This window comes from Oceanotoga sp. (genome assembly GCF_030445905.1).
Classification (GTDB): domain Bacteria; phylum Thermotogota; class Thermotogae; order Petrotogales; family Petrotogaceae; genus Oceanotoga; species Oceanotoga teriensis.
In genome coordinates this window covers 47,558-61,599 of record NZ_JASUSU010000014.1, presented here as the reverse complement: position 1 = coordinate 61,599, position 14,042 = coordinate 47,558, and the positions used below count along the sequence as shown (strand labels likewise).

Below are 14,042 nucleotides of genomic sequence, written 5' to 3'. Positions count from 1 at the left end.
CTCATGCTGATGGTAGTACACTTTTTGTGTGCAAGAGTAAGTTTCGCCCCTTCTTTTTTTCTAAGAGAGAACTTCTTTGTTCTCTCTTTTCTTTTATTTTTCCGAGTGTTTATCATATATTTCTTTTATTAAATTATTATATTTTATAAAAGTTTCTAATATTTCTGGATTAAAGTTTGTGGGAGATATTCTTTTATCTCCAAATTGTATAATTTCTAAAGATTTTTCATGAGTAAATGGTTCTTTATAAGGCCTTTTTGAGCGTAAAGCATCATATATATCGGCAATATTTACTATTTGTGCACATAATGGTATATCTTTTCCATGTATTCCAAATGGGTATCCTTTGCCATCATATTTTTCATGATGATACAAAGCTATTTGTCGAGCCATTTCAAAATATTCATCATCTAATAATGTTTCTGATAATAAAGTATGTTTTTTCATTATTTCCCATTCTTTATCATTTAAAGCTCCATTTTTATCTAATATATCATGAGGAATAAATATTTTACCTATATCATGTAATGGAGCAAAGATTTTAATATCTTCAATATATTTTTTATCTTTATTAAGTTTTTCAGCTATAAATGCTGAAATTAAACCTACTCTGTATATATGCTTTCCTGTTATTTCATCATATGATTCTGCAATATTAGCAAGTTTAGTAGAAAAGTTATAATAAGCTTTTTTTGTGTTATCAAATAATACTTTATTTTGTAAAAATGACTTTATGAGGCTTATGCTTGTTGAGATCATTTTAGGTTCTTTTTGTTGCAAATAATTATCTATTTTTGATAATAAAGACACTATTATATAAGTATCTTTTTCAATTTTAAAATAATTGATATAAACAGGTTCTTCAATTTTAGATATAATATCTATAAAATCTAAATTTTTTATTTCTAAATTCCTTATTATTTCAATATATTTTTTATTTTTTAAAATATTATAAGAATTTTCTTCAGTTTTATAAATGCATTTAAATAAATTGTTTTTGAATTTTTTTAGTCTAGGATCATTTGTGCTTAATAATTCTATTTTATTGTTTGATTTTTTATATAATGTATTATATTTTATATTTTTATTTAAATTTTTAATAAAATCTAATATATTATCATAAAAATTTTTTAATTCTATATTATCATTATCATATTTTGATACTATTTCTATTATTGATTTTAAATTACTATTAGTTCTTTCTAAATCCAAATATAATTCTTCTAATTGAATATTTTGTGCTTCAAGTTGTTCATTTGCAGCTTCTATAATATTATTTTTCTTTTTTAATTCTATATTTTTTTGATTTAAATTGTTTAATAGTTTGTCCAATGACTTAGAGAATAATTCTATTTCATCATTCGAGTTTATTATGAAAGAATCAATAATATTGTTAGGTTTTTCAAATAAATTTATCTTATTTTTTAATTCATTTATTGATTTTATAGAAGTATTTACTTTATTAGATACATATTTATTTATCAAAATTAGAGATATTATAAATAATAATATACTAAATAATGAAGTTATAAATAAATTTTTATATAAATCATTATAACTAATATAAATTATTAAATTCCAATCATTATTCAATTTTTTATTAAAAACATAAGATAGATCAGAATTTATAAAAGTGGTATATTGGGTTTTCTTTTCTTGAACAAATTTTATATTTTGATTGTTTATTATATAACCATTTTCATTATACAAATATAGAGTATTTTTATTGAATATAAGATATTTTTTTAAGTATTCTAAAAAATTTTTTGTTAATAAATCTATTCCTACAATTCCAATAAAAGTATCTTGATCATATATTGGTAATGTCATAGAAATATAATTTATGTTTTTCCAATCATAAGGTATACTCCAATATTTTTCTTTGGAATATTTTGGAATATAAAACCAATCTAAATTTGTAGATTCATTATAATAATCATCTTTATTTAGTCTTTCTTGTAATTTATAGTCATTATTTTCTATTTTATAATAAATGTCATATGCTTCATTACTAAGTTCAGGATTAAAAAATATATATACAGAATCATTATTTTGGGTAGAATTTGCTACTTTAAAAAAGAAAGTATTTATTTCATCTAAGTATTGTTCTAAATAAGTATCTTTTTCAGTTTTTAATCTTTGAATATTTATTGTTGAAAGTATATAATCTTTAAGTATGTAAACACTTTTTTCAATATCATAGTTTATATTATTTATATCATTTACAATTTGATTTGAAAGATAGTTAATTTTTTCTGTAGTTGATTTTTTTAAGTTAATTGAGTAAGAAAGAGTTATTATTATAAATATTATGAAGAAAGAAGTAGTATATATATATATAATTGGATTTAAAATTTTATCTTTAATTTTTTTCATAATTAAATCACCACACTTTTTTTAATTAATATTTCAAGTGATTATATTATAACATATTAAAAATAAAAAAATGCAATAAAATTTTATTGCATTTTTAATTTAAAAAAAGTACTTCCAGATCCACTCATCATGGTTAAAGGATTATTTTTAATAAAATTATTTTTTATTAATTGCATTTTCGGATATTTTTTAAATACAACTTGTTCAAAAATATTAAAAAGATTTTTATCAATTTGTTCAATATTTTTAGTTTTTAAACTTTCATATAATTTTAAAGGATCTCCTTTTCTTTTTAAATTATTCCAATTTTTATCAATTTCTTTATACATTTCAGGAGTTGGAATTTCTATTTTTGGAGAATTTAATTCTACATTTAACTTTAAAGGTTCCAATTTTGTTAAAATTTCTCCTTTTCCTTCTGCTAAGGCAGTTCCACCTTCAATAAAAAATGGGATATCACTTCCTAATTTTGAACCTATCTCTTTTAAGTCAGAATTTGAAATATTATAATATTTTCCAAGAAATTTTAGTATAGTTGCAGCATTGGAAGAACCTCCTCCAATGCCACCACCTTTAGGTAATTTTTTTATTAATTTTATTTTCAAATTAAAATCTCTATAATTTGTAATATTTTTAAATAATTTTATTGTTTTATTTATTAAATTTGATTCCCAAGGGATATTAAGGTTTGATGTATAATATTCTTTATCAGATATTTCAATATCGATTGAATCATAATAATCAATTTCGTGAAATAAAGTTATAATGTCATGAAATCCGTCATATCTTTTTTTTGTTACATCTAAATATAAGTTTATTTTAGCTTTTGATTTATAAATCATTTTTTGACCTCAAATATTTATATTTAACTGATTTAATGATATTTTTGTCCAAGTTTCAAAATTTTCTTCTTTTAAATTTTCAATTTCTTCTTTTTTAAGCCAATTTGCTTCAAAGTTTTCAACTTCTTTTATTTCTGCATTTTTAACTTGTGCTGTAAATAATATACCGATATGAACTCTTGAAACTTCATTTGAATCATCATATATCAGTCCAAGATATTTCAATTCCTCTAAATCTTTAATTTTTAATTCTTCATTTATTTCTCTATTTAATCCATTGAAAAATGTCATTTCAGGGTTTTCAGAATAATCATCTAAATTTATATGACCGCCTATTCCTGCAGATATTTTTTCATGCAGTCTTTTTTCAGATTGATTTTTTGTTCTTTTTGTTATTAATATTTGATCATTAGTATTTTTAAAAATAACATATGGAATTATTTGTTTGAAATTTTCATCATTTTCAGCTTTATCTCTGTCTAAAAAAACAGAATTTTTAAATATTATATTTAGATTTTTGAATAGTATTTTATTGAATGGTTTGATATCTTTTAAAGTTTCTTTTATTATATCGTTTTTTACAGACCAAACTTTTTCCAATTAAATCTCCTCCACAGATATATTGTGATTTGTATATATACATATGTCTGCAGCTATTTTTAAGGATTTTTCAGCTATTTCTTTTGCATCTAATTCTGTATTTTGTTCTAATGCTTTTGCAGCTGCTAAAGCGTATGATCCTCCTGAACCTATTGCCATTATATTACCTTCGGGTTCCATTACTTCTCCATTTCCAGATATTAATAATAAATGATTTTTATCTGCTACCATCAGTAAAGCTTCTAATTTTCTTAAAGCTTTATCTGTTCTCCATTCTTTTGTTAAATTTACAGCTGCTTTTAATAAATTACCATTAGATTCTTTATATTTAGATTCAAATCTTTCGTATAATGCTAAAGCATCAGCAACTGATCCGGCAAATCCAGATATTACATTTCCATTTCCTAATCTTTTTACTTTTACAGCTGTACCTTTAAAAACAGTATTTCCCATAGTAACTTGACCATCACCAGCTATTACAGTTTTATTATTTTTTTTAACACCTATTATAGTAGTTCCTTTAAATTCCATTTTTATTCCTCCAATCATATATGGTTATTAATAATAATTTCAACAAGTTTTGTGAAATCTATTCCAGCAGCATTTGCTGATGTAGGTAAATCGCTTAAATTAGTGAGACCCGGAACTGTATTTATTTCTAGTATATAAGGTTTATTATCTTTTATTATTATATCTATTCTAAATATATCTTTGAAATTAAAATATTTTAAGAGTGTATTTTTTGTTTTTTCAATTTCATTCTTTATTTTAGGATCTTCTATGTTGTCTATTATTAAGTTAGTAAATCCTTCTGTATATTTAGATTGATAATCATAGAATTCTTTTTTTGGTTTTATTTTTAAATATGGTAAAGTTATAAAGTTTTGTGAATTTTCTAAAACTGATATTGTATATTCTTCACCTTTTATATATTCTTGTATCATTGTTTGATTATATTTTTTTAAATTGTATTTTAAATATTCTGAATATTCTTTTTCATCATGTGCAATAAATACACCGTTACTTGATCCACCTTTTCTTTGTTTTATTATAACTGGATAGTTTTCAAAAGGATTTTTTATATATTCCTTCGTTATATGGGTTTTTGGAAGATTTAATTTGTCTTTAAAAAATTCATAAAAAGCATATTTGTCATAAGTTATATAACATGCATCTGAATCAGAACAAGTATATTTTTTGTTTAAGGTTTCAAGAAATCCTTGTATTTTTCCATCTTCTCCATAATCACCATGTATACAATTAAAAACAATATCTATTTCTTGTATTTTTTTAAAAAAGTCTTTATCTGTAGGTTCAAATATGATAAAATCATAATTTAGTTTTTCAAGACTTTTTTTTACATTATAAGCACTTTTTAAAGAAATTTCTCTTTCTTCACTTTTTCCACCAACTATGAGTCCTATGTTCATTTTTTCTTTATCTCCTCGATATCATAAAATGTTTTTGTTTCTGGGTTATATAATTTTTCTTCTTTGTTTTTATAATAATAAAATAAAGTTTGATTTGTTTCTGGATCTTTATAATTTGAAGGCTCATTCCAAAACATTTCTCCACAGTCTTTATTAGTACATTTAAAGTATAATTTACCTTTTTTACTTTTTAATTTTGAAACTTCTGAGTTACATTTTGGACATTTTCCTCTTGCTGGAACACTTTTTGTATATTTACATTCTGGATAATTTGAACATGCAATAAATTCTCCAAATCTACCTCTTTTAAGTACAAGTTCTGAACCACAATTAGGACATTTTTCTCCAATTTCATTATTTTCTGATGAAATATCTTCAATATAATCCTTTATATATAATTTTTCTTTTAAAGTAATTCCATACATATAAAATGGAACTTTTTGAGTTTTTTCGCATTTTTCACATTGAAGGTACATGCCGTATCTTCCAAATTGTAATTTCATATTTTCATTACAGTCTTCACATTTTACATCTGATTCATAATTTAGTTTTAATTCAAAATTTTTTATTTTTTCACTTGCATCATTTAAAAAATTTTCAAAAGATGAATAAAAAGTTTTTAATACTATTTTTGAATTATTTAAACCTTCTTCTATTTTATCTAAATCTTCTTCCATGTTTGCTGTAAAATTTGTATTGATAATATCTGGAAAATTGTTTTCTAAAAAATCTGTAACTATGAATCCAGCGACAGTAGGCCTTAAGATATTTTTTTCAATTTTGTTTATATATTTTCTTGTTATTAATGTCGAAATTATAGTTGAGTATGTTGAAGGTCTTCCAATTCCATTAGATTCTAATTCTTTTACTATAGAAGCTTCGGAATATCTTGGAGGTGGCATGGTTTCTTTTTCTTCATTTTTTACATCTTTACCCTTAAAAACAATATCATCTTTTAACTTATATATAATTTCTTTATTATTATGACTCCAAAATACTTCAAATCCTTCAAATATTTTTTCTTTTGATATCAATTCAAATGTATATTTTTTTTCTTGATCTGATAACTCATATTTTGTTTCTATATATTTTGCATTTGATGTTTGAGAGGCCATGAATCTTTCCCAAATCATTTTATATAATTTTATAGTATCTCCAGATAATATTTTTTTTGCTTTTTCTGGAGTCATATTTATATCAGTAGGTCTTATAGCTTCATGAGCATCTTGTGTTTTATTTTTTGATTTTTTTTCTTTATATTTGCTTGTATATTCTTTACCATAATTTTCTTCAATGAATTTTTTAGCTGCATTTTGTGCGATATCAGAAACTCTTTTTGAATCTGTTCTCATATAAGTTATAAAAGCCAAATTACCATCATTTGTTTCTATTCCTTCATAAAGTTTTTGAGCTATTTGCATAGTTTTTTTTGATGACCAACTTAAAATTGAAACTGCAGATTGTTGTAAAGTTGAAGTTATAAAAGGATCAGGTGATTTTCTAAGACTATCTTTAGTTTTTTTATTAAATAATTTTATATCTTTATCTTTTAGATAATCTAATATTAAATCTTTTTTTTCTTGATCTATTTTTTCATTTTTAATTTTTTTCCCATTTTCTTTCACTAAAGGAATTTTTATATTATCTTTTTCTAAATATATTTTAAAATATTTTTTTGATTTAAATTGAAAAATTTTTCTTTCTTTATCTACTATAAGTTTTAAAGCAGCCGATTGAACTCTACCAGCACTTGTTTTATAATTTTTAAATACTTTCCATACTAATGGACTAACTTTGTAACCTACTATTCTATCTAAGATTCTTCTTGCAATTTGAGCATCAACCTTGTTTAAAGATATTTGTAGAGGTTTTTTTATGGAATCATTTATAGAATTTTTTGTTATTTCAGTAAATATAATTCTGTTTTTTTCTTTAGGATCTAATCCTAATATTTGAGATAAATGCCAAGCAATTGCTTCACCTTCTCTATCCATATCTGAAGCAAGTAAAATTTTTTTGTTTTTGACTTTAGATTTTATCTCTTTTATAACCTTTTCTTTTCCGCTCATTGTTTCAAATTCAGGTTCAAAATTATTTTCTATGTTTACACCAAATTTTTTCTTTGGTAAATCTCTTATATGCCCTTTTGAAGCTATAACTTCAAAATCTTTTCCCAAATATCTTTCTATTGTTTTAGCTTTTGCAGGTGATTCAACTATTACAATATATTTTGAATTTTTTGACATTACAAATCCTCCTGAGTCTTTATCATTAATTTTCTTCCGAGTCTTTTGTCAAAGAAGCTCCAATTTGAGTTGTTGTTATTAATATCATTATTATTTTCTATTATTTCTGATATTTGAGCTATTTTTGAGTCAATATTATCAGCATAGTGAATAATAAATGCTTCTATTGTTTTTGGAAGTATAGGACTACCATATTCTATTTCTCCGTGATGGGATAGAATTATATGGTTTAATTGATTTAATTTTATAAAATCAATTTTCTCTATAAATCTTAATTTAGAATTTATAATGTTTAAACCAATAGCTATATGACCTAATAATTCACCATTTTCAGTTTTTTCTATCCCCGTATTTGTTATTTTATATTCATATATTTTTCCCAAATCATGTAATAAAGCTCCAGATATTATAAGATCTTTATCAACTTTTATTTCATAATTATTTGCAATATTTTCTGCCATCATTAATACTTTTAATGTATGCTCTAATAAGCCATTTTTATAGGCATGATGAACTGTTATAGCTGCTGGTGATTCAATGAAAAGATCATGTATTTTTTTATCTTTTAAAAGTATTTCTGAAGTTAATTTTTTTAAAAATGGGTCTTTAATTTTTTCAATATTTAAGTTTAAATCGTTTATTAAAGTATTTATATTTTTATTAGAAGTTTTTATATACTTATCTTGGTTTTTTACATCTTTTATTATTTCTATAGTATAATTTTTATCTAAATTTATTTGAGGTCTATTTTCAAATATAACAGATTTACCTCTAACTTTTATTATATCTTCAATGTTTATGATCTTATCATGGTCTTCAGCTTTGAACCAATCTATTATTCTCAAAGATTCAGTTTTATCTTTTATAGTGATTAAAAGAAAGACTTTACCATCTTTTGTATTTTGTAATTTTTTAGATACGACTTTTCCTTCAACTTCTATTAATTTTCCAATTTCTATATCTTTTATAAACTCATAATAATTAAACTCATCTTTAAAAATAGATTTGTCTATCATTTGGCCTATACTGTATTGTTCATTCAATATATTTTCCTCCCTTTTTGTAGATTCTTTTGATTCTCTTAGTAATTTTTGAAGTTATTTCATAGTTAATTGTGTTGGCTTTTTCAGCATGTTCATTTGCTGTTGGATACTCTCCAAATATTATAACTTTATCACCAGTTTTAGCATTTAAATCATTTAGATTTACAACCATTTGATCCATTGAAATATTTCCTATTATTTCACATTTTTTTCCTTTTATATTTATAAAAGTTTTATTAGAAAGATTTCTAAATATACCATCAGCATAGCCTATTGGTATTATAGCTGTATTTATATCTTTATTTGTTTTATAAGTTCTACCATATCCAATTGTATCCCCTTTTTTTACATTATTTATTTTTGATATGGTACTTATAAGAGTCATAACCGGTTTTAATTCTTTAAATTGTTTTTTTGAACTTGGTTGAAGTCCATAAGTTGCAATTCCAGGCCTAACAAAATCTAAAGACATTTCAGGATGAAATAAACTCGCTGCAGAATTTGAAATATGTCTAATTGAAAAGTTAATATGTTTTGAATTTAAATAATTTTCAAAATTTTTAAATTCTTTAAATTGTTCAATTATAAATTCATCATCTTCATCAGCAGTAGCAAAATGTGAATAAATACCTTCTATTTTAATATTTTTTTCTTTTATTTTTCTTAAAATTTCATCTATTTCATAATCGTTTAAGCCTATTCTATTTATGCCTGTATTATAATTTAAATGAAATTTAAATTTTTGAATATTTTTTCCAGAATAATACAATATTTTTTCTAAAAATTCTAAAGATGAAATTGTAGGTATTATATATTCAGAATAATCATCTATATATTTCATCATTTCGGGATTAAAGTAGTTAAAAACTAATATTGGTTTTTTAATTCCATTTTTTATTAATTCTACTGCTTCATCTAAAAATGCGACTGCAAATCTTTCATATCCTTCTTTTAAAGCATGTTTTGCTAAGACTTTGCTTCCATGTCCATATGCATCTGCTTTTAAAACTGGCATTATTTTTGTATTTGTTTTTTTGTTTATATATTCAAGATTTTGTAGATAATTATCTATATCAATTAATGCAAAAGTTCCACGATTATCAAATATCAATTTAGTTCCCCCTTAAGAAGATTCAATAAAAGATTTATATTTTCTATTTTATTTGATATTATTATTTCATTATTTTGAAGTTTTATTATTAGATTTTTTGAGGTTAAAACTGTATCTTTTACATCTTTTATTTGATATTCAACATATCTTGGATTGAAAAAACCAAAGTTTATATAAAAAAGCTTTTTTTGACTATCTACTATTATTGGGAACTTCATATATTTTCTTATAAAAAAAATTAAAATGGATGAAAAACAGATTAAAAATAAAAATCCCAAAAAATTATTTTGAGTTTTAGAAATTAAATAATTTCCAATATAAAATATTATAAAAGCTAAAATTATTGGTAATATATGAAAAATTTTTAAGTATCTAAAATTATATCTCATAATATATTATTCTCCTAAATATTAATTAAATTATTCAAATTTATTATACTCTAACTTATATGATTATACAAATTTTTAATAAAAAAATATATATTTTTTTATTAAAATAATAAAAAGGACAGCTTAGCTGTCCTAATAATGATATTTTTCATTGTTATTTATTTTAAAAGATCTAAATATTTGTTCTGCTATGAATAATGAGACCATTTCATGTGTAAAAGTCATTTTAGAAAGTCCCATGATAAGATCTGCTGATTGATATATTTTTTGATGATGTCCAAGAGGACCTCCTATAAAAAAAGTTATATATTTTTTTCCGTAACATTGAAATTTGTCTAATTTTTTAGCAAATTCTATAGAATTAAAGTTTTCGCCTCTTTCATCTAAAACTATATTTATTGAGTTTTCCATATATTTTTCTATTTTATTATAATCGTTTAATTTATATTGTTCAGGAGATATTTTATTTAAATCTCCCGATAATGGGATTTCTATAAATTCTATTTTTTGAAATTTTGATATCCATTTTAAATACTGTGAAATTCCCTTTTTTATATAAGAAGTTTTTATTGGTCCAATTAATATTATTCTATATTTCATGAAAGTTTAGAGAGAATAAATTCTTCTATTGTTTGTAAATTTCCTTCAATATTATTATCAGCAATTTTTTTAAATGAATCTATTAATATTGAAGAAGTTAATGGTGTTGGAATATTTATTTTTTCTATTTCACAGTCAAAATGTTCAATTACTTTTCTCGATGTATAATATATATCTAATAAAGAAATATCTGATACTTTTGCGTTTAAAGTTAAAATGAAATTATTATCACTTTTTTTATCTATAAATATACTTCCTGGGATTTCAACTAATAATTCTCTTTTTATTTGTTCAGCAAGCCATCTGTTTTTTGAATTTATATAAAAATCTAATGTTATTAAATAACTCCTAACTCCAATTATACATCCTCCAGCATTTTCATTTGGCTCATTTGGTCCAAAATCAGATGTAAGCTTTCCTGTTTTCATTCTCCATTTCAATGATTCAAAACCATCTTTTCTTATATAATTTATATGTTTTTTGTTTGAAATATCAGTAGAATTTTCATATGAGAAAATTGGAATATTAAATTTAGAAGAAATTTTTTCAGAAAGATCAAGAGCCATTTTTTGAGCTTCATCATTTGTTATTTCTGTTATGGGAATTATAGGTATAACATCCACAGAACCTATTGCTGGATGTGCACCAGAGTGATTTTTCATATCAATTTCATTTATGCATATCTCTGTCATTTTAAATAAATAATTCATAACACATTCTGGTTTACCTATAACAGTTAATAATGTTCTATTATAATATTCATCCATTTTATAGGATATAACCCACATTTTTTCATATTCATTTGCCATGTCAATTATTTTTTTTATTAATTTTTCATCTTTTCCTTCGCTAATATTTGGGACAGCCCCCAATAATTTCATAATTAAATTCACCTCTTTATATTTTTATTAGTCATAGCTCCCTTAGTGGCTATTCCTAAAAGTATTGAAAATGATATTGTAGAAGTTCCTCCAGCAGACAAAAAAGGTAATGCGATTCCAGTAACAGGCATTATTCCCATATTCATACCAATATTTTCAAAAATATGAAAGAATAATAAAAATGCAGAAACGATATAAAAGTACTTCCAAAATATATCATAACTTATTTTATAAAGTTTATACAATCTTAATAAGATTAAAAGATAGAGAAATAGTACTAAAGAAATACCAATAAATCCAAATTCTTCCCCTATTACCGAAATGATAAAATCACTATGATTTTCAGGTACAAAATTTCCCAAATTCATATATCCATTCATATAACCTCTTCCCAATATTCCGCCAGAACCTATAGCTCTTGTAGATTGTATTACATTATAACTTATTCCTGAAGAATAAGCTTCTGGAGATAAAAATCCTATTATTCTTGCTTTTTGATAATCTTTCATAAAGAAAAATAAAACTGGTGCAGCAGCCATTCCAGAAAAAAATAAAAATTTCCATAAGAATTCAAATTTTCCAGACAAAAATATAAAAATAAACCATATTAATAATACTATAAAAGTAGTTCCTAAATCTGGTTCTTTATATATTAAAATTGCAGAAAATATAACCAATATAGATGAAAAATAAAAATGTTTTTTTGATTTATAAGATAAAATATAACTTAGGTAAAGAATTAAAAATAATTTAAAAAATTCAGAAGGTTGAAATCCTCCGAGAGGTCCAAGTCTTATCCATCTTTTTGCACCATAAGTAGTTGTTCCTAAAAATAAAACAGCTATTAATGATAAAAATGAAAGTATGAAAAAAATTGGAATAGATTTTTTAAAGGTTCTGTCTGGAATTATTAAAATAAAATTATAAATTATAAATCCAACTATTATAAATAAAATTTGTTTTTCTGATACAGATTCTCTATAGGTATTTAATACAGAACTTTTTATTGCGAAATAACCTATTATAGCCAAAATGATATAAGAAAAAAATAAAATATATTCAAATCTTACAAATCTTTCATTTTTATCATTAAATTTTTTTAACAAGTTCATCATTTCACCTCATTATTATTTTATAAAGTAATTATAACATTTAAAAGTTTAAAAAAGAGTTAAAAAAGACCATTTAAAAGATGACACGGTGTATTACTTATGTTATAATAAATATATAATAAAATATTGAATGGTGGTTTGAGATGATAGGAGAAAATTATATACATTTTTATGATATAGATTCTACTAATAATTATTTAAAAAATAATTGGAGAGATTTGCCATCGGAGACAGTTGTGAGGGCCAGTGTACAAAATTCTGGTTATGGTAGAAAAGGAAATCATTGGTCATCTGAGTTGGGTGGTTTATGGTATTCTGTTTTGTTTAAACCTAAGAGTAGACCTTTGAATCCTTGGCATTATGTTAGAGTTTTTTCTTTGGCTATATACGACACTTTAGCTAAATATAGTATAAATGCAAAAATAAAATGGCCTAATGATTTATTAGTTAATGATAAAAAAATTTGTGGTATTGTCGGTGAAAGTATAATAACCGGAAAAGTTCCAAATGCCATAATTGTTGGAATTGGTATAAATGTAAATAATGATATTCCGTATCATTTGAAAAATTATGCTGTAAATTTAAAATCTTTGATAGATAAAGAAGTAAGTGTTGAAAAGATTATGAATGAAATAAATCATAAAGCTTATAATTCTTATTATTTAAGGTATTTAAAGGAAAAATCTGTTTCTGTTATTACAAAAAAATGGCTCAAAGTTTTAAATATAAAGATTAATGATGAAGTTACTTTGATCAATTTTAATGAAAAAAAAGAAAATGTTTTTATTGAAAAAATAACACCAGATTATTTGGAGGTTATTGATATAGACGGCAATATAAAAAAAATATATGCAGGTGAAATAAGCGTTCGAAAATCGGGAGGTAAATGATGAATATCAAAGAATTAATAAGTGAGGAACAAATAGAAGAAAGAGTGAAAGAAATGGGAAAAGAAATCACAGATTATTATAAAGAGAAAACAGATGAATTAGTTGCTGTCTGTGTATTAAAAGGGTCAATAAATTTTTATAGTGATCTGGTTAAAAGAATAGATATGAATGTTTTATATAACTTCATTCAAGTGTCAAGTTATTCTGGTAAAAATACTACTGGTAGAATTAAAGTTAAGAGTTGGGTTGAAGAGTCTTTAGAGGGAAAACATGTTTTAATAGTTGAAGATGTTGTAGATACTGGTAATACATTAAAATATATTATAAAATATTTAGAAAGACAAAAACCAGCTTCTATAGAGATAGCATCAGCAGTTGTTAAGAATGTCTATCAACATGGAGTTAATGTTAAATTTCCTGGATTTGATCTTGGAGACTATTTTATTCTTGGCTATGGCCTTGATTATGATCAAAAGTATAGAAATTTACCATATATTGGTTATGTTGAATAAATAAGGAGGG

General features: G+C 23.0%; 14 protein-coding genes. 2 read left to right on the top strand and 12 right to left on the bottom strand.

Going from position 1 to position 14,042, the window contains the following annotated elements:
* Positions 1-93 precede the first annotated feature (93 nt).
* The 12 genes from PWP28_RS06010 to PWP28_RS05955 form a co-directional block, all read right to left on the bottom strand.
* A complete protein-coding gene (locus tag PWP28_RS06010; RefSeq protein ID WP_308644416.1) occupies positions 94-2,376 on the bottom strand; it encodes an HD domain-containing phosphohydrolase in 2,283 nt (760 codons plus the stop codon).
* A gap of 83 nt (positions 2,377-2,459) precedes the next feature.
* A complete protein-coding gene (ispE, locus tag PWP28_RS06005; protein WP_308644415.1) occupies positions 2,460-3,218 on the bottom strand; it encodes a 4-(cytidine 5'-diphospho)-2-C-methyl-D-erythritol kinase in 759 nt (252 codons plus the stop codon).
* Between the two features lie 9 nt (positions 3,219-3,227).
* Positions 3,228-3,818, bottom strand: a complete 591-nt coding sequence (locus PWP28_RS06000; protein WP_109605819.1) for an NUDIX domain-containing protein — start codon at positions 3,816-3,818, stop codon at positions 3,228-3,230.
* Complete coding sequence (gene hslV / locus PWP28_RS05995; protein WP_109605817.1) at positions 3,819-4,349, bottom strand: ATP-dependent protease subunit HslV; 531 nt, start codon at positions 4,347-4,349, stop codon at positions 3,819-3,821.
* 14 nt (positions 4,350-4,363) lie between these two features.
* Complete coding sequence (locus PWP28_RS05990) at positions 4,364-5,248, bottom strand: D-alanine--D-alanine ligase (RefSeq protein WP_308644414.1); 885 nt, start codon at positions 5,246-5,248, stop codon at positions 4,364-4,366.
* Positions 5,245-7,494, bottom strand: a complete 2,250-nt coding sequence (topA, locus tag PWP28_RS05985) for a type I DNA topoisomerase (protein WP_308644413.1) — start codon at positions 7,492-7,494, stop codon at positions 5,245-5,247. The genes PWP28_RS05990 and topA overlap by 4 nt, the downstream gene beginning before the upstream one ends.
* Complete coding sequence (locus tag PWP28_RS05980; protein ID WP_109605811.1) at positions 7,494-8,537, bottom strand: 3'-5' exoribonuclease YhaM family protein; 1,044 nt, start codon at positions 8,535-8,537, stop codon at positions 7,494-7,496. Before PWP28_RS05980 ends, topA begins: the two co-directional genes overlap by 1 nt.
* Positions 8,530-9,648 (bottom strand): alanine racemase, encoded by a 1,119-nt coding sequence (gene alr / locus PWP28_RS05975; RefSeq protein ID WP_109605809.1) that lies wholly within the window; start codon positions 9,646-9,648, stop codon positions 8,530-8,532. The genes PWP28_RS05980 and alr overlap by 8 nt, the downstream gene beginning before the upstream one ends.
* Positions 9,645-10,037, bottom strand: coding sequence for a hypothetical protein (locus tag PWP28_RS05970; protein ID WP_109605807.1), 393 nt, complete (start codon positions 10,035-10,037; stop codon positions 9,645-9,647). Before PWP28_RS05970 ends, alr begins: the two co-directional genes overlap by 4 nt.
* 132 nt (positions 10,038-10,169) lie before the next feature.
* A complete protein-coding gene (locus PWP28_RS05965; RefSeq protein ID WP_109605805.1) occupies positions 10,170-10,637 on the bottom strand; it encodes a 23S rRNA (pseudouridine(1915)-N(3))-methyltransferase RlmH in 468 nt (155 codons plus the stop codon).
* Complete coding sequence (locus PWP28_RS05960) at positions 10,634-11,518, bottom strand: hypothetical protein (protein WP_109605803.1); 885 nt, start codon at positions 11,516-11,518, stop codon at positions 10,634-10,636. Before PWP28_RS05960 ends, PWP28_RS05965 begins: the two co-directional genes overlap by 4 nt.
* 8 nt (positions 11,519-11,526) lie before the next feature.
* Complete coding sequence (locus PWP28_RS05955; protein WP_158274880.1) at positions 11,527-12,630, bottom strand: FtsW/RodA/SpoVE family cell cycle protein; 1,104 nt, start codon at positions 12,628-12,630, stop codon at positions 11,527-11,529.
* Between the two features lie 143 nt (positions 12,631-12,773).
* Between PWP28_RS05955 and PWP28_RS05950 the strand changes: the two genes are divergently transcribed.
* Together PWP28_RS05950 and hpt are read left to right on the top strand one after the other, a co-directional pair.
* Positions 12,774-13,520 carry a biotin--[acetyl-CoA-carboxylase] ligase gene (locus PWP28_RS05950; protein ID WP_308644412.1) on the top strand — a complete coding sequence of 249 codons (747 nt, stop codon included), beginning with the start codon at positions 12,774-12,776 and terminating at the stop codon, positions 13,518-13,520.
* Positions 13,520-14,032 (top strand): hypoxanthine phosphoribosyltransferase, encoded by a 513-nt coding sequence (gene hpt, locus PWP28_RS05945; protein ID WP_109605797.1) that lies wholly within the window; start codon positions 13,520-13,522, stop codon positions 14,030-14,032. The genes PWP28_RS05950 and hpt overlap by 1 nt, the downstream gene beginning before the upstream one ends.
* The last annotated feature ends 10 nt before the right edge of the window (positions 14,033-14,042 follow it).